Below are 23,008 nucleotides of genomic sequence, written 5' to 3' on the forward strand. Positions count from 1 at the left end.
GCGCCTTGCGCGGCCGTTTCCCTTGTAAGGTTCCCATTCGATGAAAACCTCCGTCGCACCTTCCGAAAGCGCCGATCTCACCCCCATCCTCGATGCCCTGGCCAAGCGCGTGGGCAAGGCCGGCCGCGCCGAGGCGCAAGCCTTCGCCGCCGCGTTCTACCGGCGTATGGACGCCGAGGAATTCGCCAGCCGCAGCGCCGCCGGCTGGGCCGAGCTGGCCGCCGACATGCTGGAGTTCGCGCGCAGCCGCAAGCGCGGCAAGGCCAATGTGCGTCTGTTCAATCCTGCCGATTCGGCCCATACCGTGTTGCAGATCGTCAACGACGACATGCCGTTTCTGGTCGATTCGGTGACGATGGCGCTGGCCGAGGCCGGCATCGGCGTACACGTGCTGGGGCACCCGGTGATCCGCATGCAGCGCGACAAGGCCGGCAAGCTGCTGGCGGTCGGCGAGGGCGAGCCGGAATCGCTGATGCACCTGGAGATCGACCGCCAGCCGCACGCGGCGATCGCGCCGCTGAAGGCCCGCATCACGCAGGTCCTGGGCGACGTGCGCGCGATCGTCTCCGACTGGCAGCAGATGCGTTCGAAGATGCAGGGGATCGCGGACGATCTCTCCACCCGCCGCCTGCCCGTGAACGAAGCCGGCCGCCACGAGGCGCAGGAGTTTCTGCGCTGGGCGGCCGACGACCATTTCACCTTCTTCGGCTACCGCGAATATCGGATCGAGAAGCGCGGCAAGGACGAGGTGCTGGCGGCGGTGCCGGGCAGCGGGCTGGGCCTGCTGCGCGGCGAGGACGACAGCAAGCCGCGGCCGCTGAAGTCGCTGGCGGCGCACTACATGCCGCAGTCCGGTGCGGTGGATGCGCTGATCCTGACCAAGACCAACGCGCGTTCCACCATCCACCGCCCCGGCTACATGGACTACATCGGCGTGCTGGAGTTCGACGCCAAGGGCCGCGCGGTGGCCGAGCAGCGCTTCCTCGGCCTGTACACCTCCAGCGCTTACACCCGCCGCCCGTGGGATATCCCGCTGGTGCGCGAGCGCTACGCCTATGTGATGGAGAAATCGGGGCTGGACCCTAACAGCCACAGCGGCAAGGCCCTGCGCCACATCCTGGAGACCCTGCCGCGCGACGAACTGTTCCAGTCGGGAGAAGAAGAGCTGCTCCGCACCTGCATGGGCATCCTCGGCCTGCAGGAACGCGTGCGCAGCAAGCTGTTCCTGCGCCGCGACCGCTACGGCCGCTACTACTCCGCCCTGGCCTACGTGCCGCGCGACCGCATGAGCACCCAGGTGCGCCAGCGGATCGAGTCGATGCTGATGGAAGCCCTGGGCGGCGAGCGGGTGGATACCAACGTGCAGATCGGCGATTCGCCGCTGGCGCAGCTGCACATCATGGTGCGCCAGCGCGCCGGCGAGGACGCGGTGCAGGTGGACATGGCCGCGCTGGAGGCCGGCCTGGCCGACATCGTGCGCGACTGGCGCGACGAGCTGCGCGAGCAGCTGGTGGCAAAGGAGGGCGAGGAGGCCGGTCTCAAGCTCGCGGCCCGCTACGGCGGCGCGCTGCCGGCCGGCTACATCGAGGAGGTCAGCCCGCAGGTGGCGGCCGACGACGTGCGCCAGATCGCCGGCCTGCACCAGCCCGGCGACATGTGCCTGAAACTCTACCGCACCCCGGCTCCGCAGCACGAGCGCCTGCGTTTCAAGGTGTTCCGCTATGCCACCCCGCTGGTGCTGTCGGACGTGATGCCGGTGCTGGAGAACATGGGCCTGAAGGTGCTGTCCGAGCGCCTGTTCGAGGTCGAGGTGGGCCACGAGTCCGTGTTCATCCAGGACTTCGAGGTGATCAGCCAGCAGGACCAGGTCGGCTTCGAGGCGCTGGACGTGGAGGCCGTGCGCGAGGCGTTCGAGACCGCGTTCGAGCAGGTCCTGCGCGGCAATTCCGAGAACGACGGCTTCAACCGCCTGGTGCTGCTGGCCAAGTTGGACTGGCGCCAGGTCTCGGTGCTGCGCGCGTACTGCAAGTACCTGCTGCAGATCGGGGTGCCGTTCTCGCAGAACTACATGGAAGCCACCCTGGCGCGCTATCCGCTGCTGGCGCGGCTGCTGGTGGAGCTGTTCGAGGCCCGCTTCCACCCCGGCACCGGCAAGGAGAGCCGCGCCGAGATCGAGCAGGGCATGGCCCGCCTGCAGGCGCAGCTGCGCGCGCTCGCGCTCGGCGACGAGGCCACCGTGGCCGCGCTGCAGCCGCTGGTGGAGGCCCGCGGCAGCGACCGCGCGCGCCAGGAGGAAGCCGCGCGTGGCGCCCTGCTGGGGCTGCTGGACCGGGTGTCCAGCCTCGACGAGGACCGCATCGTGCGCAGCTTCATGGGCGTGATCGACGCCACCCTGCGCACCAGTTTCTACATCCAGTATCCGCACGGCCTGCGCAAGGATGGCGGCCCGGCGGACTACGTCAGCTTCAAGCTGGATTCCTCGCGCGTGCCCGACCTGCCCAAGCCGCGCCCGTACCGCGAGATCTGGGTGTGCGGCCCGCGGGTGGAAGGCATCCACCTGCGCTTCGGGCCGGTGGCGCGCGGCGGCCTCCGCTGGTCCGACCGCCGCGAGGACTTCCGCACCGAGGTGCTGGGCCTGGTCAAGGCGCAGATGGTGAAGAACACCGTGATCGTTCCGGTCGGCAGCAAGGGCGGCTTTTTCTGCAAGCAGGCACCGGACCCGGCGCAGGACCGCGACGCCTGGTTCAACGAGGGCGTGGCCTGCTACAAGCGCTTCATCAACGGCCTGCTGGACATCACCGACAACCTGTCCGCCGACGGCAAGGTGCTGGCCCCGGCCGGGGTGGTGCGCCACGACGGCGACGATCCTTACCTGGTGGTGGCGGCCGACAAGGGCACCGCGACCTTCTCCGACATCGCCAACGGCATCGCCCAGGCGCACGGCTTCTGGCTGGACGACGCGTTCGCTTCCGGCGGCTCGGTCGGCTACGACCACAAGGGCATGGGCATCACCGCGCGCGGCGCGTGGGAGTCGGTGAAGCGCCATTTCCGCGCGCTCGGCCGCGATTGCCAGAGCGAGGACTTCACCGTGGTCGGGATCGGCGACATGTCCGGCGACGTGTTCGGCAACGGCATGCTGCTGTCCCGGCACATCAAGCTGGTGTGCGCCTTCGACCACCGCCACATCTTCCTCGACCCGAACCCCGACCCGGCGGTTTCCTTCAAGGAGCGCGAGCGCCTGTTCAAGCTGCCGCGCTCCAGCTGGGCGGATTACGACGCCAAGCTGATCAGCAAGGGCGGCGGCGTCCATCCGCGCTCGGCCAAGGCGATCGAGATCACCCCGCAGGTGCGCGAGGCGCTGGGGCTGGACCCGGCGGTGAAGTCGATGACCCCGACCGAGCTCATCAGCGCGGCCCTGCGTGCGCCGGTGGACCTGCTGTGGAACGGCGGCATCGGCACCTACGTCAAGGCCAGCGGCGAGAACAACGCCGACGTCGGCGACCGTGCCAACAACGCGCTGCGCGTCAACGGCGCCGACCTGCGCTGCAAGGTGGTGGGCGAGGGCGGCAACCTCGGCATGACCCAGCTCGGCCGCATCGAGGCCGCGCAGGCGGGGGTGCTGCTGAATACCGACTTCATCGACAACTCGGCCGGCGTGGACACCTCCGACCACGAGGTGAACATCAAGATCCTGCTCAACGGCGAGGTGCAGAAGAAGCGGCTGACCCTGGCCGCGCGCAACAAGCTGCTGGCGGCGATGACCGACGAAGTGGCGCAGCTGGTGCTGAACGACAACTACCGGCAGAACCAGGCGCTGACCCTGATGGAGCGGATGAGCGCCTCGCGCCTCGGCTCGAAGATGCACTTCATCCGCACCCTCGAGGCGCAGGGCCTGCTGGACCGCCAGATCGAGTTCCTGCCCAGCGACGCCGAGATCGCCGAGCGCAAGCTGCGCGGCCAGGGCCTGACCCGGCCCGAGCTTTGCATCCTGCTGTCCTACGCCAAGCTGGTGGCCTACCCGCAGCTGCTGGAATCGGACGTTCCGGAAGATCCGTACCTGTCGAAGGAGCTGGTGCGCTACTTCCCCGAGCCGCTGCAGAAGAAGTACGCCAAGGCAATGGAGAACCACCGCCTGAAGCGCGAGATCATTGCGACGGCGGTCACCAACTCCACCATCAACCGGATGGGCTCGACCTTCCTGATGCGCATGCAGGAGGACAGCGGGCGCAGCATCGGCGAGATCGCGCGCGCCTATACCATCACCCGCGAGACCCTGGATGCGCGCGATCTGTGGGCGCAGATCGACGCGCTCGATGGCAAGGTGGCCGAACCGGTGCAGATCGATGCCCTGCAGGTGATCTGGGAGCTGCAGCGTAGCTTCACCCGCTGGCTGCTGTCGCGCCCGGGCGCGGTGCCGGCGATCGCCACCGCGGTGGAGCGCTACCACGACGGCTTCCGCGACATCCGCGCGGGCGAGGGCATCCTGCCGCCGTCGCAGCGCCCGCGCTACGAAGCCAGCCGCCAGGAGTGGCGGGCCAAGGGCCTGCCGGCGAAGCTGGCCGACCAGCTGGCGGCGTTGCCCTACCTCGAGGCCAGCCCGGACGTGATCGAGCTGGCGCGCGAGCGCAAGCTGCGTCCGGTGGAGGTTGCCAAGGTCTATTTCCGCCTGGCCGATGCTCTGCATGCGCCGTGGCTGCGCGAGCAGATCGAGGCGCTGAAGGTGGAGGGGCGCTGGCATGCGGTCGCGCGCGGCGTGCTGCGCGACGAGCTGTTCGCGCAGCTGCGCACGCTCACCGGCCAGGTGCTGGCGATGCCCGGCAAGGACGCGGATGCCAAGGTGCAGGCGTGGCTGGGGCGCGACGATGCCTCGCTGCGCTTCACCCTGGCGATGCTGGCCGAGCTGGCGGCGCAGAAGAGCGTGGACTACCCCACCGCCTCGGTGGCGGTGCAGCGGGTGGCGCAGCTGGCCCAGCGCGGCTGAATCAGCGCTGCGGCCGTGGCCAGCGAAGGGCGTCCCGAACGGGGCGCCCTTCGCGTTTGCGGGCCTGAGGCGGGTTTCCGCTGTGCGCCACCGGTCACGGCCTCTTGCTATCCTCGCGGCATGACCGCCCCGCGCCTCGCCCTGCTTGCCAGCCCCGCCATCGAGGCGCAGGCCGCGCTTGCCCAGCTGGAACGCGAGTTTGGCGCGCATCCGCCGGCGGAGGCCGACGTGATCGTGGCCCTCGGCGGCGATGGCTTCATGCTGCAGACCCTGCATCGCCACGGCGCGCTGGGACGGCCGGTGTACGGAATGAAGCTGGGCACGGTGGGCTTCCTGATGAACCAGTACCGCCCCGGCGATGACCTGCTGGCGCGGATCGCGGCGGCAGAGCCGGCGGTGCTGCACCCGCTGGAGATGCGCGCCCAGACCGAATCCGGGGCCAGCGTCGAGTCGCTGGCCTACAACGAAGTCTCGCTGCTGCGCCAGACCCGCCAGGCTGCGCACATCCGCATCGCGCTCAATGGCGAAGTGCGCCTGGACGAGCTGATCTGCGACGGAGTGATGCTGGCCACCCCGGCCGGCAGCACCGCCTACAACTTCTCCGCGCACGGCCCGATCCTGCCGCTCGGGGCCAACGTGATGGCGTTGACCCCGATCGCCCCGTTCCGGCCGCGGCGCTGGCGCGGCGCGGTGCTCAAGGCGGGCACCGAGGTGCGCTTCACGGTGCGCGATCCGCTCAAGCGGCCGGTCAGCGCCACCGCCGATTCGCACGAGGTGCGCGACGTCACCGAGGTGCTGGTGCGCGAATCCCGCGACCGCCACGTCACCCTGCTGTTCGACCCCGAGCACAACCTGGAAGAGCGCATCCTGATCGAGCAGTTCACCGTCTAGCCCTGTCCTCCGAGCGGAGCCTGCATGCCCTTCGAAGCCACGCCCAGCGGAAGCGAGCCGTTGCAAGGACAGGCGGTGCGCCGGCGCGTCCCCGCCTGGGCCTGGGGGCTGCTGGTGCTGTTGCTGGGCCTGGGCGGCACCCTGTGGCTGGCCGACCTGGAGCGCGTCCGTGGCGAGCGCGAGGCGCGCCGGGAGTTCGTCAAGCAGGCCGTGCATTACTCCAACAGCCTCTACGAACAGCTGCGCCAGTGCGAGCATCTGATCCGGGCGTTCCAGTCGATCTTCCTGTCGTCCGACGAGGTGACCCCGGACGAGTACATGCGCGCCTACGAGAACATGCAGGCCAGCGGCGACATTCGTATCAGCCTGCAGGCGCTGGCCTATGCCGAGCGCCGTCTCATCGACGGGCGCGAGCACTACATCACCACCATGTACGTGCCGCAGGAAGGCAACGAGGCCCTGCGCGGACTGGACATCGCCCGCCAGCCGATGAACATGGAGGCGTTGCGGCGATCGCGCGACAGCAACCAGGTGGCGATGTCGCCGCCGTTCCGGTTGATCCAGAGCCGCGACAGCGCGGGGCCGCTGGACGGCGTCATCCTGCGCCTTCCGGTCTATCGCCCCGGCCCCATCCCGGCCAGCCTCGAAGCGCGTCGGCAGGACATGGTGGGCTCGCTCGGCGCCTCGTTCCGCATCGCCGACCTGATCAATTCCGTCATCCCCGAGTCGCCGTCCGAACTGGCCAGCGTGAAGGTCGAGGACGTGGGCGACGGCTCCCCGCGCCTGCTGTACGAGCGCCGGTTCGCGGCGTCATCGGGTGGGTTGCCGCACGTGGTGGAGTTCCACTTCGGCGGGCGCACATGGCGGTTCAGTGCCGCCCCGCGTGCGGCCCTGGATGGGCAGGGCGGGTGGTGGGTGGTGGTCTGGATCGGCAGCGCGATCAGCGTCCTGCTGGCCGCGCTGGCATGGTCGCTGGTGAGCACGCGCGAACAGGCGATCGCGCTCGGCACCGCGATGAGCGCGCGCTTCCGCGCGAGCGAGGAGCGCTTCCGCACCCTCAACGAGCTGCTGCCCTGCCTGGTGTTGCTGGTGCGCAAGGACGACGGCACCATCGTGTACCGCAACGCGGTCGCGCGCCAGAAGCTCGACCCCCACGCCGGCGCCCGCGGTGGTTTCGGCACCCTGCTGGAGATCGGCGGCCAGGACCACCTGCAGGCGGCGGAGGAAGGCACCTCGCAGGCCCTGGAGGTGCAGATGCGCGATGCCGAGGGCCGCCCGTTCTGGGCCACGACCTGGATCACTTCGGTCGAGATCGACGACGTGCCGATGTGGCTGCTGGTGGCCAGCGACACCACCGAGCAGCGGCAGTTGACCGAGCGCCTCAGCTACCAGGCCAGCCATGATCCGCTGACCCGGCTGTTCAACCGCCGCGAGTTCGAGCTGCGCGCGCAGGCGCTGCTGTCCGGCAGCGGGCGCCAGGTCGGCGCGCTGCTGTTCATCGACCTCGACCAGTTCAAGCTGATCAACGACACCTCGGGCCATGGCGCCGGCGACGAGCTGCTGGTGCGGCTGGCCATGCTGATGAAGGAGAACCTGCGCCCGCACGACATGCTGGCGCGGCTGGGCGGCGACGAGTTCGGGGTGCTGCTGTCCGGCGTGCGCACCACCGAGGAGGCGCTGCAGGCGGCCGAGCGCATGCGCGCCGGGATCGAGACCTTCGTGTTCACCTGGGAAGGCCGCAACTACACCATCAGCGCCAGCATCGGCGTGGTGATGCTGCGCAGCGCAGCCTCGCTGAAGGAGCTGTTCGCGCATGCGGACGCGGCCTGCTACCTGGCCAAGGAAGCCGGCCGCAACCGCATCCACCTGTATGCCGAGGACGATGCCGCGATCGCGCGCCGGATGGGCGAGATGGAATGGGCCAACCGCATCCGCGAGGCGCTCAACGACGGCCGCCTGCTGCTGGACTACCAGGAGCTGCATCCGCTGCGCGGCGAGGGCGGGGTGCACATCGAGCTGCTGCTGCGCCTGCGCGACGAGGACGGCGGCGAGGTGCTGCCGGGCGCCTTCCTGCCGGCGGCCGAGCGCTACGGGCTGATGCCGCTGGTGGACCGCTGGGTGGTGGAGACCGCGCTGGCCCACCTGGACCGCCTGCATCCCAGCGGGAAAGCGCTGGCCACCTGCGCGATCAACCTGTCCGCGGCGAGCCTGGAGGATCCGGGCCTGTTCGAGCGCATCGCCCAGCTGCTGGAGCTGCACCGGATCGACCCGCGGCGGCTGGTGTTCGAGATCACCGAGACGGTGGCGATGCGCGATTTCGCCGCCTCCAGTGCGCTGATCGCCCGCCTGCGCCAGCTCGGCTGCCGGGTGGCGCTGGACGATTTCGGCGCCGGCATGTCCTCGTTCGGCTATCTCAAGGACCTCGAGCTGGACATGGTGAAGATCGACGGCATCTTCGTGCAGAACATGGCCAGCGACCGCATGTCGCGCTCGATCGTACGCGCGGTGGCCGAGATCGGCCACGAGCAGGGCCTGCAGGTGGTGGCCGAATGGGTGTCGTCGCAGGAACTGCTGGACCTGCTGGCCGGCATGTCGGTGGACTACGCGCAGGGGTTCGCCCTGCACCGGCCGCAGCGCGTGCTGTTCCAGCGCGATGCCGGCGCCGGCGCGTGAGCCGCCCGGTTCAGCGCCTGATCCCGTCCTTGCCCGCATACTTGCCGTGATGCCCGACCACGCCCCGCCCGCGCCGCCCGAGTCCGACGACCGCCTTCCGCCGCCCCTGGTGGTGGCGATCACCGCGCGCGCGCTGTTCCACATGGAGGACAGCCATGCGGTGTTCGAGCGCGAGGGCATCGATGCGTTCGCCGCGCACCAGCGCCAGCGCGAGAACGAGGTGCTACCGCCCGGCATCGCCTTCCCGCTGGTGCGCAAGCTGCTGGGCCTGAACGCGGGGGCGCGCCGGGTGGAGGTGATCCTGCTCTCGCGCAATTCCTCCGATACCGGGCTGCGCGTGTTCAATTCGATTCAGCACCATGGGCTGGACATCCGCCGTGCCACCTTCACCGCCGGCGCGCCGGTCTGGCCCTACATCAAGCCGTTCGGCGCGCAGCTGTTCCTCTCGGCCAATCCGGAATCGGTGCGGCGCGCGCTGGAGGCCGGGGTGGCGGCGGCCACGATTCTGCCGGAACGGGCCAGCGAACCGCGGCATCCGCATCAATTGCGGATCGCATTCGATGGCGATGCGGTGATTTTTGGCGACGAGAGCGAGCGGGTCTCGCGCGAGCAGGGGGTGGAGGCGTTCGGCCGCCACGAGCGCGAGCGTGCGCACGAGCCGCTTTCCGGCGGCCCGTTCCGTGGCTTCCTGGCGGCCCTGCACGACCTGCAGGCGGCGTTCCCGCCGGGCCAGGACGCGCCGATCCGCACCGCGCTGGTCACCGCGCGCTCGGCCCCCGCGCACGAACGGGTGATCCGCACCCTGCGCGAATGGGGCGTGCGCCTGGACGAGGCGCTGTTCCTCGGCGGCCGCGACAAGGGGCCGTTCCTGGAGGCGTTCGGGGCCGACATCTTCTTCGACGATTCCCCGCACAATATCGATTCCGCGCGCCGCCACGTGGCTGCCGGCCACGTGCCCCACGGCGTGGCCAATGAGGCCAGGCAAGGTTGAACCTGCCGGTCAATCCGGCAGGCGCAGTCCGGTCAGCTTCCAGCCCAGGCCGTCGCGGCGGAACTCGAACACCACCGGCCTGCCTTCGGCGCTGGCGACGGTCGCGGTGAACAGCGACGGCGATTGAAACCGGGTTTGCGCGTGCTTTAGGCCGTCATTGGGCGCGCCGGGCGCGGTGGTGCGCGCAAGTGCGCTGCCCTGCAGCAGGGTGGCCAGCCCCTGCGGCGAGGCCATCGCCTTCACCGCGGGCTCGGTAAAGGCACTGCTGACCTTGCCGATGGCCAGCGGTCCCGAACGGGAGGCGGTGCGCGCCAGGATGTCGCGCATGATCTTTTCTTCGAGCTGCGGGCGCAGGCTTTCCTGCAGACGCTGGAAATCCACGAACCGCCACAGCTCGTCCTGCTGGCCCGCGGCCACCAGCCGGCGGATGCCGTTGATCGCCAGCCACGGCCCGGCGGCCACGTAGGCCAGGAGCAGCAGTGCCAGCAGGCCCAGCGGGACCAGGGTCCATTTCAGTTTCGTGCGCATGTCCTGCCTCTCCGGAGCCCGCCACAGCCTGCCCAAATGGCAACGGCCGGGCAAGCCCGGCCGTCGTTTGTCGGAGTATCGCGGATCTCAGAACCGGGCGGCGCGCTCGCGCGCTTCCAGCTTGCCCAGGCGGCTCTGGTCGTTGAGCTCCAGATCCCGCAGCTCGAATGGTGCGCCGTAGCCGGGCGGCAGGTGCTCGCGCTGGAATTGCAGCACGAGGGTTCCGTTGCCGGCGTCCATCCAAGCCGCGGCATGCGCCTCGGAGACCGGGCGCAGGCTGCCGTCCGGTGCGCTGGCGTACAGCGTGCCGCGCGCTTCATAGCGGCCGGGCGAGGCCGCCTGCACCGGCAGCGAGACCCGCAGCCGGCTGGCGTCCAGCGCGTAGCTGCCGGCGAGACGGGCGGTGGGCTGGGCGACGGCGAAGGCGGTGCGCGTATCGCGGGGAATCCCGCCCACATCCGAGAACACCTGCAGCTCCCACAGGCCAGGCGCGGTGACCACGCGGTCCGGCAGGGTGAACACGGCGGACTGGCTGCCGTCCGGATTGGCGCGCACGGGAACCGTCTGGCTGCGGCCATCGGGAGCCACCAGCAGCGCCTGGCTACGCAGGGCGCCGGCGCGGTTGCCGGAGGTGGCCGCGATCGTCACCTTCATCGGCTCGCCGGCCAGCGCCTGGCTGCGGTCGGCACGGGCGTGCAGTACCACCGGGCTGTCGGGTTCGAACACGTGGATCACATACCGCCCCTGCGCGCGTGCGGCTTGCAGGGTCGCCTTGCCGGCGCCGCTGCCGCTGCCGAGGCGCAGCACCTGGGTGCCGGCGCTGGCGTCCATCCCGGCCTGGCGCAGGGCCTGTACATCGGCGCTGCGGGCGATGGCGACCGGACGACCCTGCATCGTCACCCGGATGTCGTCGGCGCGCAGGGCGGTCGCGCCGGCCGCGGGGCTGACCCGCACCAGCGCATTGGCAGCCGACAGCGGCAGCGTCACGCCGCGCTGCAGCTCATTGCCCTGCACGGTCAGCCAGTATTCGCGGCTTTCGGCCTGGTACGGCGGGGTGGCCGCCAGCGCCAGCGCCGGATCGAGTGGCCAGGAGAACGCCACCGGCTGGCGTTCGAACGTGCCGGCCGGGGCCGGCAGGGTGGCCAGGCGCACGGGCACCCGGTCGCCGCTGCCCGCCGGAAGCAGGGGCTGGGCCGCGAACGCGGCCGCCATCAGGAGTTGCGACAGGGCGGCGATGGCCGCTGCGCGAAGGATCATGGGACGCATGCGGGTGGCCTCACTTCATGTCGTTGCGGAGGATGGTGTCCAGGCCGAAGCAGGCGCGCCGACTCTGGTTGTGGCTGAGCGGCTCGCTGCCGGCCATCCGTGACTTGTCGTAGAACCACACCGCGCCGGCGGCGGACTGGCTGCTGCAGTTGAGGAAGCCGTCGGAGCAGCTGTCCAGCCAGGCCTGGGTGATCTCGAGGCCCAGGTTGAGGGTGTAGCCACCGCAGTAGCTGTCCGGGTCCCAGACCGCGGTTTCCACGTCGGTGCCGACCACGCTGCGGAACTGCCGGGGCAGCGAAGGACGCCCGCCGGTGCCGTACAGGTAGTTGGCGTTGTAGTAGGCCATCCAGCTCACCTGCTGCTGGCGCACCGCGTCCGACTTGTAGCCCAGCAGCCAGCCGAGCGAGGTCTCGAACACGTTGCCGTTGATCACCGCGTCCGCCAGCGGGGTGCCGGCGGAGGAGGGCGCGAGCGCGTTGACCCGCACGATGCGGCTGATGATCGCCGGATAGCGGCTGTCCCAGGTGGGGTTGGAGAGCATCCAGCGCACGATGTTGCCGCCGTTGGAATGGGTGATCACGATCAGGCGGGTGATGCCCTTGGCGTTGATGAACTGGGTGAGCTGGTCGGCCAGGCAGCCGGCGGCACGGCTGTCCCACATGTACTGGTCGAAGTCGCAGTTGATGACCACGTAGTTGGCGGGATTGGCCAGCCCGGCGCGGACGTTGTTGACCATCGTCGGCTGCCAGTAATCGTTGTAGGCATCGGTTTGCTTGCCGGTGCCGTGGACGAAGGCCACGCCGGTGACATCCGCGGCGCGTGCCGGGTGTACGGCGAGCAAGGCGGCGCATAGCGCGAGCGCCGCCAGCATGAATCTGGAGGTGAGCATCCCCTAAATCCCCATGTCGACATTGGCCGCAAGGCCTGCGGCAGGCCCGCCCGGTCCCCACCGGTCGGCAGCCTGGAGCATACGGGCTGGTACGGGGAAGTCATGCCGCAGCGCGGCAAGCAGCGGATGGGCGGCGGCTCAGGCGTCCAGCGTGCGCGCGATGTGCTCGCCCCAGGCCGCCAGCGCGTCGAGGAGGGTCTGCTTGGCCGGGTCGCCCGCATGCTGCCGCTGCAGTTCCTGCACGCGGGCGCGGTAGGCCGGCAGAGTGAGTTCGGACAGGCCGCCATCGCCCAGCAGGCGCTCGCGGCGGTAGGCATCCCACTGCTGACGCTCTGCAGCCGACAGGGTGTGCGGCCAGTTGCGCGCGCGATAGCGAAACAGCAGTGACGGCAGGCGCGAATCCTGGAACGCAAACTGCACCTGCCCCAACTGCTCCGGACTGGTGGCGCGGACCTGCGGCAGCAGGCGCTTGTCGGCGGGAGCGAGGAAGCCGTCGTACAGCGCCGCATCCGGGTCGGTGGCCCCCTGCGGGCGATCGTGCGCGTACACCCGGCGGATCTTCTCGGCCAGCGCGGGGCCGGCGGCGCGCAGGCGGGCGGCGCGCTGTTCGACCACGGCCGGGTCGATCTTGAGCCGCGCGAAGTCCGGCGCGCGCAGGTGCCGCCACTCCACCAGCGCCGGGCACTTGTTGGCGTGCACTTCCTTCAGCGCGATCCGCGCTTCGCCCTCGGCGAGGTCGGCCTGGCGCACGTACAGGCGCGCGGCGATGGCCTCGGCGTCCAGCGCGAGCAGCGGCTCCGGGTCGCTGGCGAGATCGAACACGATCGTGCGCGTCTCATACTCCGGATGCCGCGCCAGCGGCAGCACCGGCGCCGCGCACAGGCGCGCGGCGGAGAAGCGCTGCGAGACATGCAGCAGCGGGGTCATCGCCACCGGATCGAGCAGAGCGGCGGCATGGTGCTTGTCGCGCAGGCGCAGGGCGTGGTCCCACAGCCGCGGCTGGTGGCTGCGGAACAGCCGCGCCAGCCCGATCAGCGCGCGCACGTCGCTCAACGCCTCGTGCGCCATGCCTTCGCGCAGGCCGTTGTCCTCGGCCAGGTGTTCGAGCTTGAAGCTGGTGCCCTGGCCGTCCTCGCGGGTGCGCCAGGCGATCCCATCCGGGCGCAGGGCGTGCATCAGGCGCAGCGCGTCCAGCAGGTCCCAGCGCGAGTTGCCGTTCTTGTATTCGCGCTCGTAGGGGTCGTGGAAGTTGCGGTACAGCCCGTAGCGGATGAATTCATCATCGAAGCGCAGCGAGTTGTAGCCCACGCTGCAGGTGCCGGGGCGGCCCATTTCCTCGACGATGCGGGCGAACGCGGTGGCCTCGTTGACGCCATCGCGCAGCGCAGCCTGCGGGGTGATCCCGGTCACCAGGCTGGCGTCCGGCGAGGGCAAAAGGTCATCCGCCGGCTGCACGAAGAAGCTGATCGGTTCCTCCACCGGGTTCAGCGCGAGGTCGGTGCGGATCGCGGCGAACTGGGCGATGCGGCTGCGGCGCGGGTCCGCACCGAAGGTCTCGAGGTCGTAGAACAGGAAGGACTCGGCCATCGCCGGTTCAGCGGTTCGGGTCGAACTGGATCGGCACCACCACTTCGGCCTGCACCGGCTGGCCGTTGCGCATGGCGGGGCGGAACGTCCAGCGGCGCACCGTCTCCAGCGCGGCGCGGTCCAGATAGCGATTGCCGCTGGTTTCCGCGAGCTCCAGGCGGTCCACCCGGCCATCGGGCGTCACCACCACGCGCACCTTGACGGTGCCGCCGATGCCCATGCGCAGGGCTTCCGGCGGGTAGCGCGGGGCCGGGGTGGACAGCGGCGTGGGCTGGGCCTGGCTGCCGCCGTTGCCGCCCGTCGCGGCGGGCGCAGTGGGTGCGGTCGCGGGATTGCCGGTGGCGGCGTTCGCCACCGGGGCCGCGGGCCGGGCCGGGGCCGGTGGCGGGGGGGCGGCCTGCGCATTCGGATCGACCCGCAGCCCGCTGACGTTGCCGCTGGCATTGCCATCGCCATCGGCCAGATCGGGGGGCAGCGGCGCGGGCAACGCCTCCGGCGGGGTGGCATTGGCCGGGGTATCGCCGGCCTTGTAGAAATCATTGGGCTGGCGCGAACCCAGCCAGACCAGCAGGAACAGCAGCAGGCCGGCGGCGAATGCGAGGGCGACCAGCTTGGGCAGGGTGGGCGACAGCAGCGAGGCGCGCTTCGGGGGCAGGGCAGGCTCGGTCATGCCCGCATTCTGGCATAGCCGCGCCGCGCGCCCGCCACCGCGGGCCTGGCTCGGCGATAATGCAGGTTCATCCTTCGCGCCATCCGGTACTTCCATGCTCGATCCCGTCCTGCTGCGCCACCATCCCGCCGACCTCGCCGAGCGCCTGCGCGCCAGCCGCGGCTTCGACCTCGACGTGGCCCGCCTGGAGGCGCTGGAAGCCGACCGCAAGCGCATCCAGATCCGCACCCAGGAGCTGCAGAACCTGCGCAACACCCGCAGCAAGCAGATCGGCATGCTCAAGGCCAAGGGCGAGGACGTCTCCGCGGTGATGGCCGAGGTGGCCGGCTTCGGCGAGGAGCTGAAGGCGTCGGAAGTCGAGCTGGAGCGCATCCGCACCGAGATCGAGGCCATCGCTGCCGGTATCCCCAACCTGCCGGACCCGTCCGTGCCGCTGGGCAGCGATGAGAGTGGCAACGTCGAGCAGCACCGCTGGGGCACGCCGCGCGCGTTCGATTTCCCGGTGAAAGACCACGTGGAGCTGGGCGCGCGCCACGGCTGGCTGGATGCCGAGACCGCGGCCAAGCTGTCGGGTGCGCGCTTCACCGTGCTGCGTGGCCAGCTGGCGCGCCTGCACCGTGCGCTGGCGCAGTTCATGCTGGACCTGCACGCCGGCGAGCATGGCTACGAGGAAACCAATGTGCCGGTGATCGTCAACGCCGAGGCCATGCGCGGCACCGGGCAGCTGCCCAAGTTCGAGGAGGACCTGTTCTCCACCCGGCTGGGCGAGCACACCCGCTACCTGATCCCGACCAGCGAGGTGCCGCTGACCAACAGCGTGCGCGAGGAGATCCTCGATCCCGAGCGCCTGCCGCTGCGGATGACCGCACACTCGATGTGCTTCCGCGCCGAGGCCGGCTCCGCCGGGCGCGACACCCGCGGCATGATCCGCCAGCACCAGTTCGAGAAGGTGGAGCTGGTGAGCATCGCCCACCCCGAGCAGTCCGACGCCGAGCACGAGCGCATGACCCGCTGCGCCGAAGTGGTGCTGGAGCGCCTGGGCCTGCCGTACCGGCGCATGCTGCTGTGCAGCGGCGACATGGGCTTTTCCGCGCGCAAGACCTACGACCTCGAGGTCTGGCTGCCATCGCAGGGGACTTACCGCGAGATCTCCTCCTGCTCCAACTGCGGCGATTTCCAGGCGCGCCGGATGCAGGCGCGCTGGCGCAACCCGGCCACCGGCAAGCCCGAGCTGGTGCACACCCTCAACGGCTCCGGGGTGGCGGTGGGGCGTGCGCTGATCGCGGTGATGGAGAACTACCAGCAGGCCGACGGCAGCATCGAGGTGCCGGCCGTGCTGCGCCCATACATGGGCGGCGCCGAGCGGATCGCCTGACCCGGCCTGCGCGCCGGCGAGGCAAGACGGGCCCGCGCTGCGGGCCCGTTGCGTTTTCGGGAGCCGGCGCGAACGTGCTCAGGCCGCGCGCGGCAGGATCGCGTCGATCCGGTCCTGGGCCGCTTCCAGCGCCTGCGTGCGCAATTCCGGCGAGATGTTCAGGCCCTCGGCGCTGACGAATTCCACCTCGGTGATGCCGAGGAAGGCGAACACCTGGCGCAGGTAGGGCTCGACGAAATTGCGCCCGCTGTCGGCCGGATGCTGCCCGCCATAGGTGGCGGCCACGATCACCCGCTTGCCGCCGGCCAGCCCCTGCGGGCCATCGGCGGTGTAACGGAAGGTCTTGCCGGCGACCGCGATGCGGTCGATCCAGGCCTTGAGCTGGCTGGGGATGCCGAAGTTGTACATCGGCGCGCCCAGCACCACGATGTCGGCGGCTAGGAACTCCTCCAGCACGCGCGCGGCGCGCGCCGCTTCTTCCGGATCGGACTTGGCCAGGGCGCCGGCGTCCAGGTGCGGCAGCGCGTGCGCGCCGGCCAGGTCGCGGCGCAGGACTTCCAGCCCGGGCAGGTCGCGCTGCCAGCGGGCGACGATGGCGGCGGACAGGACGCGGCTGGCGGAGCTGTCGCCGAGGATGCTGGAATCCAGATGCAGGAGTTTCATGGGGTGAGCCTCGCAGGGAGCGGCCGGGCCGCGGTGGAGGCGCACTTTAGGGTGTTGCTATTTTGGGATAAACGTAGTCAGATATCACGAATCGTTCCATTATTGGAATTGCTGTCGTGAACGACCTCAACGACCTCTACTACTTCGCCGCCGTCGTCGATCACGGTGGCTTCGCCGCCGCGGAGCGCGCCCTGGGCATCCCCAAATCGCGCCTGAGCCGGCGCATCAGCGCGCTGGAGTCGGAGCTGGGCGTGCGCCTGCTACAGCGCTCCACCCGCCGCTTCGCGGTGACCGACGTCGGCACCAGCGTGCATCGGCACGCGCAGTCGATGCTGGCCGAGGCACAGGCCGCGCGCGAGGCGGTGGATCGCCTCAGCGCCGAGCCGCGCGGCAGCGTGCGCGTCAGCGTGCCGGTGTCGATGGCGCAGCAGCAGATGCCGAAGCTGCTGCCCGAATTCCTGTCCCTGTACCCGAAGGTGCGGGTGCAGCTGATCGTCAGCAATCGCCGGGTGGACGTGATCAACGAAGGCGTGGACGTGGCGATCCGCGTGCGCAGCAAGCTGGACGAGGACGGCAGCCTGGTGATGCGCAGCTTCGGCCAGATCCAGGAACTGCTGGTGGCCAGCCCCGGCTACCTCGACCGCGCCGGCCGCCCGCAGGTGCCGGAGGATCTGGCCCAGCACGTCACCCTGAGCATCAGCGAGGACGAGGCGCGCCAGCGCTGGGAGCTGCACGGCCCGGAGGGCGAGGTACGCCGGATCGAGCTGCAGCCGCGCATCACCGGCTTCGATTTCCCGATGATGCAGGCGATGGCGGAGGGCGGCGTGGGGATCACCCTGCTGCCCGAGACCATCTGCGCCGAGGCGGTGCGCAGCGGGCGGCTGGAGGTGGTGCTGCCGCAGTGGCGGCTGCCGCAGGGCATCGCGCACGCGGTGTTCGCCTCGCGCCGCGGGATGCTGCCGGCGGTGCGCGTCTTCATCGATTTCCTGGCCGAGAGATTGCCGCCGATGCTGGAGGCCGCGCGCCTGGAATGCAGCGATCCGGAGTGCCTGAAACGCCAGGCGGCGCGGCGCAAGCGCGCCTGAGGCGTGCAGCGGGCGGGGGCGACATGTCAGAATCGCGGCCACGGAAGCGTGGCCGAGTGGTTTAAGGCAGCGGTCTTGAAAACCGCCGTGGCAGCGATGCCACCGTGAGTTCGAATCTCACCGCTTCCGCCACCTTCCGATCGGAAATTTCCGATCCCGCGATGCGGCGTCGCCTGCTGGGATGCCGCCCGCGAGCGGTCTAGCGTAGTCGCATCCACATCGTAGCTGGGGAGCTGCCATGTCCATCCGGGTGTTCATCGTCGACGACCATGCGCTGGTGCGAACCGGCTTTCGCCTGATCCTGGGTTCCGAGCCCGACATCGAGGTGGTGGGGGAGGCCGACAGCGCCGAGCAGGCGTTGCCGCAGATCCGCAAGCTCAAGCCGGACGTGGTGCTGTGCGACCTGCACCTGCCGGGCCTGAGCGGGCTGGAAGTGACCGAACGGGTGGTGCGCGGCGACTACGGCAGCCGGGTGATCGTGGTGTCGGTGCTGGAGGACGGGCCGATGCCGCGGCGGCTGCTGGAGGCGGGGGCGTATGGCTACGTGGGCAAGGCCTGCGATGCCGCCGAGCTGCTGAAGGCCGTGCGCGACGTGGCGCGCGGGCGCAAGTATCTGTCCAGCGCGATCGCCCAGGGGCTGGCGCTGGCCGGCCTGCAGGGCGAGATGGCCTCGCCCTTCGATGCGCTCACCCCACGCGAACTGGAAGTGGCGCTGCTGCTCAACCAGGGGCTGCGGCAGGAAGCCATCGCGCGCCAGCTGAGCCTGAGCGCGAAGACCGTCAACACCCACAAGACCAGGCTGTTCGAGAAGCTGGGCATCCACGACAGCATCGCGCTGGCGCGGCTGGTCAGCCAGTACGGGCTGGTGGATCCCGCGCAGGCCGTGCACTGACGGCCTGCGCGAGGAAAGCCTGAAGGATCAGGCGTCCTGCCGGCGGCTGTCGTCGGCGGGGTGCTCGGCGGCGGCCAACGCGGCCGGCGGTTCCTGGCGGGCGGTGTCGAACAGTCCGCGCAGTTGCTCCGCGCGCAGCTGCGCGACGTCCGCGGGCACGCCGTGATCGCGTTCGGCCTCGGCTTCGGCCTGGATTTCGGCATGCGCGGCGGCCGCGGCGGCCTCCACTTCGGCCGTCGCCACGGTGTCCACCTCAGTCTCGGCCTTGGTGTCCACGCTGACCACGGTCGCGGCGAGGGCAGTGGCGTGAGCGGCGGAGGCGGGCGCCTCCACCTGCACGGCGCTGGCCGGCGCATCCTCGGACTGGACCGGTGCCGCGGCGGTGGCGGGGTCTGCCGGCGGCAGCGGCTCGGCGATCGGCGTCGGGGCCACCGCCGGCACCGGGCTGATGGCCGCCGGTGCCGGAGCCGGAGCCGGCGTCGGAGCAGGCGCCACCGGTGCCGGGGCGGCCTCGGGGGCCGGCGGCGCGGCCGGCGCGATGTCGTCGAAATCGAACTCGGGCTGGCTGGCGTCGCTGCCGATCACCTCGTCCAGCGCTTCGTCGTGCTCCAGGCTGGCCTCGTCGGCGCCGCCGGTAGCGGCATCGCCATTGCCGCGGCGACGACGGCGACCGCCGCGGCGACCGCGACGGCGCTTGCCGCCGGCTTCACCCTGCGGGGCGTCTTCGCTGCCGGGGGCGGTGCCGGTGACGGCGGCGTCCATCGCGGCCGCGGCGGTTGCGGCTTCGGCGTCGATGGCGGCATTGGCGGCGGCCTGCGCACTCACGTTGGCCTTGGCGACCTCGCGCTCGGGCGCAGCAGCGGGCGCCGCGTTCGCGTCGGTCGCGGAGTCCGCGGCACGCACGGGCTTGGCCGGACGCGGCTCCTGGCGGGCGTCCTGCGGCCGCGGCTGCGGCTTGTCCTGGCGCGGTTCCTGCTGCGGCTTCGGCTCTTGGCGGGCATCCTGCTTCTGGGCCTGCTTGGGCTGGCCCTGCGATGGCTTGGCCGTCTGCTGCGGCTGCTTCTGCTTTTGTTTCTGCGCCCCCTCGTTGCGGGCATCGCGCTGGCGGTTGTCGTCGCGGCGGGCGTCGCCCTGGCCGCGGCCATCACGCCCGTCGCGGCGATTGTTCCCACGCTCGTCGCGACGGCCCTGGCCGGGCTGCGCGCGCGCCGGCTGTGCCGGGGCCGGCGCGGCGACCGGGGTGCCGGTGAACAGGCCGCGCAGCCAGCCGATCACGCCGCCGGTGGCGGGTGCCGGCTTGGCCGCCGGCTGGGTGAAAGCGGGGGCGGCGGCCTGCGGTGCCTCGGCCTCCTGCGGCATCGGCTTGGGCTCGCGCAGCGGGGCCGGCTGCGCCGGCTTGACCTTGGTGACGGCCGGCGGCGGGATGTTCAGCTGGGCCTTGGTCAGGGCGATGGTGTTCAGCTTGCGCGGGGTGCCGCGCTGGTAGCTGGGCTTGCTGGATTCCTCGCCCAGCTCGTTCACGCGCAGGCGGGTGACTTCGTAGTGCGGCGTGTGCAGCTGCTCGTCGGCGACGATCACGATCGGCGCGTCGTGGCGCTGCTCGATCTCGCGCAGGGCGCTGCGCTTCTCGTTGAGCAGGAAGTTGGCGATCTCCACCGGGGCCTGCACCAGCACCTGCCCGGTGTTGTCCTTCATCGCGTGCTCTTCGGCGACGCGGATGATCGACAGCGACAGCGACTCGACGCTGCGCATGCGGCCATGGCCTTCGCAGCGCGGGCAGACGATCTGGCTGGCCTCGCCCAGGCTGTTGCGCAGGCGCTGGCGGCTCATCTCCAGCAGGCCGAAGCGGCTGATGCGGCCGATCTGCACGCGCGCGCGGTCGTACCTCAGCGCGTTCTGCAGGCGGTTCTCCACCTCGCGCTGGTGCTTGTTCGACGACATGTCGATGAAGTCGATCACCACCAGCCCGCCGAGGTCGCGCAGGCGCAGCTGGCGGGCCACTTCCTCGGCCGCCTCCAGGTTGGTGTTGAACGCGGTTTCCTCGATGTCGCCGCCCTTGGTGGCGCGCGCCGAGTTGACGTCGATCGCGGTCAGCGCCTCGGTCTGGTCGATCACCAGCGCGCCGCCGGAGGGCAGGCGCACGGTGCGCTCGTAGGCGCTCTCGATCTGCGACTCGATCTGGAAGCGGCTGAACAGCGGGATGTCGTCGGTGTAGTGCTTGAGCTTGCGCAGGTTGTGCGGCATCACCTGCTCGACGAACTCGCGCGCCTCGGCGTACATCTCCGGGGTATCGACCAGGATCTCGCCGATGTCGCTGCGCATGTAGTCGCGCAGCGCGCGCACGATCAGGCGGCTTTCCTGGTAGATCAGGAACGGCGCCGGCTTGCTGAGGGCGGCCTCGGCGATCGCGCGCCAGATGCTCAGCAGGTAGTCGAGGTCCCACTGCAGTTCCTCGGCATCGCGGCCGACGCCGGCGGTGCGGATGATCACCCCCATGTCGTCGGGGATGTTGAGCGCGTCCATCGCCCGCTTCAGCTCGGCGCGGTCGTCGCCCTCGATCCGGCGCGAGACGCCGCCGGCGGTGGGCGAGTTCGGCATCAGCACCATGTAGCGGCCGGCCAGCGAGATGAACGTGGTCAGGGCCGCGCCCTTGTTGCCGCGCTCCTCCTTGTCCACCTGCACCACCACCTCCTGGCCTTCGCGCAGGAGTTCCTTGATGCCGGCCTTGTTGGGGTCGACCCCGGCCTGGAAGTAGTCGCGGGAGATTTCCTTCAGCGGCAGGAAGCCGTGGCGTTCGGCGCCGTAGTCGACGAACGCGGCCTCCAGCGAGGGTTCGAGCCGGGTGATGCGGCCCTTGTAGATGTTGGACTTCTTGTTGTCGCGGGCCGGCTGTTCGATGTCGATGTCGTACAGGGACTGGCCATCGACGATGGCGACCCGCAGTTCTTCCGCCTGCGTGGCGTTGATGAGCATTCGCTTCATTGTGCGTTCCTTGTGCGCTGCCCACCCGCGGGGGCGGGTGTCGCGCGGAACGCCATGGGGCGTCTTGCCTCTGGATACCGCAAGCGCGCGGCTGCGCAGGGGCGCAGGCCGTGCGGCTCTCTCGTTGTCCAGCGCTGCCACACCACGGCGAACCGCGGGAGCGCTTGTTCCTTCAATTGATGTTGCGGGGCCGGCGACCGCCGCCGCTCACCCGTGGGTGGTTGGCGCGTCGCGCGGGGCATTGTTCAACGGGTGGGGTCACGGCAGGGCCGGTGATGGGCAGGTCTGCCGCGCAGCCGTTAACATGTCCACCCCGAGGGTGGTGGCAACGTCACTGCGGCGGGGCTCGCCAGGCAGGCCGGCTTTCGGCCGGATGGGCGATGAACCGCCCGACACTTCCTGCGAAATCAAACCCTTGCACCACGCCCCGAGTGTACCAGATCACCCCCTGATGACACAGCCTGCTTCCCCTGCCGGTGGCGGCGCGCGCAGCGTGCGCGTGCCGGATGAGCGCGCCGGCCAGCGGCTGGACAATTTCCTGCTGGGCCAGTTGAAGGGGGCGCCGCGCTCACTGGTGTACAAGCTGGTGCGCAGCGGGCAGGTGCGGGTCAATGGCGGCCGGGCCAAGGCGGAGCGCAAGCTGGAGGCGGGAGATGAGGTCAGGATTCCGCCTGTTCGCATCGAATCGCCGCAGGATGGCGACCGTTCGCCACCGAAAGGGCTGCTGTCGGCGCTCGAGTCGGCGATCGTGTTCGAGGATGCCCGCCTGCTGGCGATCAACAAGCCCTCGGGTATCGCCAGCCACGGCGGCAGCGGTATTTCGTTCGGGGTGATCGAAACCCTGCGCGCGCTGCGGCCGCGCGACAGCCTGGAGCTGGTGCACCGGCTGGACCGCGACACCTCCGGCCTGATGGTGGTGGCGAAAAAGCGCTCCGCTTTGACCGAACTGCAGCGATTGTTGCGGGAAGATCACGGATCCGGCATCGAAAAGCGCTATTTGGCGCTACTGGTCGGGCGCATGCCCGACGGCACCATGAGCGTGGACGCGCCGCTGCACGTCGGCCTGCGCCAGGGTGGCGAGCGCCATGTGCAGGTGAGCCCGGCCGGCAAGCCCTCGATGAGCCATTTCCGGGTGCTGGAGCGGCGCGGCGGCCAGAGCTATTGCGAGGTCCGCATCGAAACCGGGCGCACCCACCAGATCCGCGTGCATGCCCGGCACATCGGCCACCCGGTGGCGGGCGACGACAAATACGGCGATGCGGACGCCAACCGGCGCCTGCGCGAGCAGGCGGGCCTGAAGCGGCTGTTCCTGCATGCCTCCACCCTGGAGTTCGCGCTGGAGGGCGGCAAGGTGCCGTATTTGCTCAACGCGCCGCTGGCGCCGGAGTTGATCGAGGTGCTGGACCGGCTGCGCTGACCGGAGGCGTGCGCCGAATGAAGCGTTAGGCCGCGCATGGAAATCATCGATGCTTGAGCAAATAAGATCCCGCTACGTCGAGCAATTGAAATCGACGCTGTCATCGCTCTCATCCGAA

General features: G+C 70.3%; 15 protein-coding genes and 1 tRNA gene. 9 read left to right on the forward strand and 7 right to left on the reverse strand.

The features are described from left to right. The first annotated feature begins 40 nt into the window (after nt 1–40). The 4 genes from EDC34_RS07335 (at nt 41) to EDC34_RS07350 (ending at nt 9,536) form a co-directional block, all read left to right on the forward strand. Complete coding sequence (locus EDC34_RS07335) at nt 41–4,981, forward strand: NAD-glutamate dehydrogenase (protein WP_114960946.1); 4,941 nt, start codon at nt 41–43, stop codon at nt 4,979–4,981. A gap of 120 nt (nt 4,982–5,101) precedes the next feature. Beyond that, nucleotides 5,102–5,872 (forward strand): NAD kinase, encoded by a 771-nt coding sequence (locus EDC34_RS07340; protein WP_114960947.1) that lies wholly within the window; start codon nt 5,102–5,104, stop codon nt 5,870–5,872. 24 nt (nt 5,873–5,896) lie between these two features. Beyond that, nucleotides 5,897–8,545, forward strand: a complete 2,649-nt coding sequence (locus tag EDC34_RS07345) for a bifunctional diguanylate cyclase/phosphodiesterase (protein WP_114960948.1) — start codon at nt 5,897–5,899, stop codon at nt 8,543–8,545. 49 nt (nt 8,546–8,594) lie between these two features. Then, complete coding sequence (locus EDC34_RS07350; RefSeq protein ID WP_114960949.1) at nt 8,595–9,536, forward strand: 5'-nucleotidase; 942 nt, start codon at nt 8,595–8,597, stop codon at nt 9,534–9,536. Between the two features lie 9 nt (nt 9,537–9,545). Here the strand turns inward: EDC34_RS07350 and EDC34_RS07355 are convergent, their stop codons facing one another. The 5 genes from EDC34_RS07355 to EDC34_RS07375 all read right to left on the reverse strand — a co-directional run bounded on the left by EDC34_RS07355 (nt 9,546) and on the right by EDC34_RS07375 (nt 14,476). Beyond that, nucleotides 9,546–10,064 (reverse strand): DUF2939 domain-containing protein, encoded by a 519-nt coding sequence (locus EDC34_RS07355; protein WP_114960950.1) that lies wholly within the window; start codon nt 10,062–10,064, stop codon nt 9,546–9,548. Nucleotides 10,065–10,151: 87 nt separating this feature from the next. Then, nucleotides 10,152–11,321, reverse strand: a complete 1,170-nt coding sequence (locus tag EDC34_RS07360; protein ID WP_240311130.1) for a DUF4785 family protein — start codon at nt 11,319–11,321, stop codon at nt 10,152–10,154. Between the two features lie 19 nt (nt 11,322–11,340). Next, entirely contained in the window at nt 11,341–12,219 is an 879-nt protein-coding gene (locus EDC34_RS07365) for an alpha/beta hydrolase family protein (protein ID WP_114960952.1), read from the reverse strand. Between the two features lie 138 nt (nt 12,220–12,357). Further along, on the reverse strand, nt 12,358–13,806 hold the full coding sequence (gene sbcB, locus EDC34_RS07370) for an exodeoxyribonuclease I (protein ID WP_114960953.1): 1,449 nt from the start codon (nt 13,804–13,806) through the stop codon (nt 12,358–12,360). A gap of 7 nt (nt 13,807–13,813) precedes the next feature. Next, nucleotides 13,814–14,476: an energy transducer TonB gene (locus EDC34_RS07375; protein WP_114960954.1), complete on the reverse strand. Its 663-nt coding sequence runs from the start codon at nt 14,474–14,476 to the stop codon at nt 13,814–13,816. 94 nt (nt 14,477–14,570) lie between these two features. On the opposite strand from EDC34_RS07375, the gene serS reads away from it, so the two are divergent. Further along, nucleotides 14,571–15,851: a serine--tRNA ligase gene (gene serS, locus EDC34_RS07380; protein ID WP_114960955.1), complete on the forward strand. Its 1,281-nt coding sequence runs from the start codon at nt 14,571–14,573 to the stop codon at nt 15,849–15,851. Nucleotides 15,852–15,929: 78 nt separating this feature from the next. Here the strand turns inward: serS and EDC34_RS07385 are convergent, their stop codons facing one another. Beyond that, nucleotides 15,930–16,514, reverse strand: coding sequence for an FMN-dependent NADH-azoreductase (locus EDC34_RS07385; protein ID WP_114960956.1), 585 nt, complete (start codon nt 16,512–16,514; stop codon nt 15,930–15,932). 116 nt (nt 16,515–16,630) lie between these two features. On the opposite strand from EDC34_RS07385, the gene EDC34_RS07390 reads away from it, so the two are divergent. From EDC34_RS07390 to EDC34_RS07400, 3 genes are all read left to right on the forward strand, one after another. Then, nucleotides 16,631–17,599 carry a LysR substrate-binding domain-containing protein gene (locus EDC34_RS07390; RefSeq protein WP_114960957.1) on the forward strand — a complete coding sequence of 323 codons (969 nt, stop codon included), beginning with the start codon at nt 16,631–16,633 and terminating at the stop codon, nt 17,597–17,599. Nucleotides 17,600–17,641: 42 nt separating this feature from the next. Beyond that, a tRNA-Ser gene (locus EDC34_RS07395) sits at nt 17,642–17,731 on the forward strand. 106 nt (nt 17,732–17,837) lie between these two features. Further along, nucleotides 17,838–18,491, forward strand: coding sequence for a response regulator (locus EDC34_RS07400; RefSeq protein ID WP_114960958.1), 654 nt, complete (start codon nt 17,838–17,840; stop codon nt 18,489–18,491). 27 nt (nt 18,492–18,518) lie between these two features. On the opposite strand, the gene EDC34_RS07405 is transcribed toward EDC34_RS07400, so the two are convergent. Further along, nucleotides 18,519–21,473: an Rne/Rng family ribonuclease gene (locus EDC34_RS07405; protein ID WP_114960959.1), complete on the reverse strand. Its 2,955-nt coding sequence runs from the start codon at nt 21,471–21,473 to the stop codon at nt 18,519–18,521. Nucleotides 21,474–21,924: 451 nt separating this feature from the next. On the opposite strand from EDC34_RS07405, the gene EDC34_RS07410 reads away from it, so the two are divergent. After that, the gene (locus EDC34_RS07410; protein ID WP_114960960.1) at nt 21,925–22,890 is read left to right on the forward strand and encodes an RluA family pseudouridine synthase; all 966 of its coding nucleotides are present in this window, start codon (nt 21,925–21,927) and stop codon (nt 22,888–22,890) included. Nucleotides 22,891–23,008: the final 118 nt, after the last annotated feature.

It is taken from the genome of Thermomonas haemolytica, from assembly GCF_004346265.1.
GTDB classification, from domain to species: domain Bacteria; phylum Pseudomonadota; class Gammaproteobacteria; order Xanthomonadales; family Xanthomonadaceae; genus Thermomonas; species Thermomonas haemolytica.

What these genes read in the sequence shown, in the direction of transcription:
- serS (WP_114960955.1), top strand. Translation starts at nt 14,571, where the DNA reads ATGCTCGATCCCGTCCTGCTGCGCCACCATCCCGCCGACCTCGCCGAG.
- EDC34_RS07355 (WP_114960950.1), bottom strand. Translation starts at nt 10,064, where the DNA reads ATGCGCACGAAACTGAAATGGACCCTGGTCCCGCTGGGCCTGCTGGCA.
- EDC34_RS07365 (WP_114960952.1), bottom strand. Translation starts at nt 12,219, where the DNA reads ATGCTCACCTCCAGATTCATGCTGGCGGCGCTCGCGCTATGCGCCGCC.
- EDC34_RS07385 (WP_114960956.1), bottom strand. Translation starts at nt 16,514, where the DNA reads ATGAAACTCCTGCATCTGGATTCCAGCATCCTCGGCGACAGCTCCGCC.
- EDC34_RS07400 (WP_114960958.1), top strand. Translation starts at nt 17,838, where the DNA reads ATGTCCATCCGGGTGTTCATCGTCGACGACCATGCGCTGGTGCGAACC.
- EDC34_RS07375 (WP_114960954.1), bottom strand. Translation starts at nt 14,476, where the DNA reads ATGACCGAGCCTGCCCTGCCCCCGAAGCGCGCCTCGCTGCTGTCGCCC.
- EDC34_RS07410 (WP_114960960.1), top strand. Translation starts at nt 21,925, where the DNA reads ATGACACAGCCTGCTTCCCCTGCCGGTGGCGGCGCGCGCAGCGTGCGC.
- EDC34_RS07350 (WP_114960949.1), top strand. Translation starts at nt 8,595, where the DNA reads ATGCCCGACCACGCCCCGCCCGCGCCGCCCGAGTCCGACGACCGCCTT.
- sbcB (WP_114960953.1), bottom strand. Translation starts at nt 13,806, where the DNA reads ATGGCCGAGTCCTTCCTGTTCTACGACCTCGAGACCTTCGGTGCGGAC.
- EDC34_RS07335 (WP_114960946.1), top strand. Translation starts at nt 41, where the DNA reads ATGAAAACCTCCGTCGCACCTTCCGAAAGCGCCGATCTCACCCCCATC.
- EDC34_RS07360 (WP_240311130.1), bottom strand. Translation starts at nt 11,321, where the DNA reads ATGATCCTTCGCGCAGCGGCCATCGCCGCCCTGTCGCAACTCCTGATG.
- EDC34_RS07345 (WP_114960948.1), top strand. Translation starts at nt 5,897, where the DNA reads ATGCCCTTCGAAGCCACGCCCAGCGGAAGCGAGCCGTTGCAAGGACAG.
- EDC34_RS07405 (WP_114960959.1), bottom strand. Translation starts at nt 21,473, where the DNA reads ATGAAGCGAATGCTCATCAACGCCACGCAGGCGGAAGAACTGCGGGTC.
- EDC34_RS07340 (WP_114960947.1), top strand. Translation starts at nt 5,102, where the DNA reads ATGACCGCCCCGCGCCTCGCCCTGCTTGCCAGCCCCGCCATCGAGGCG.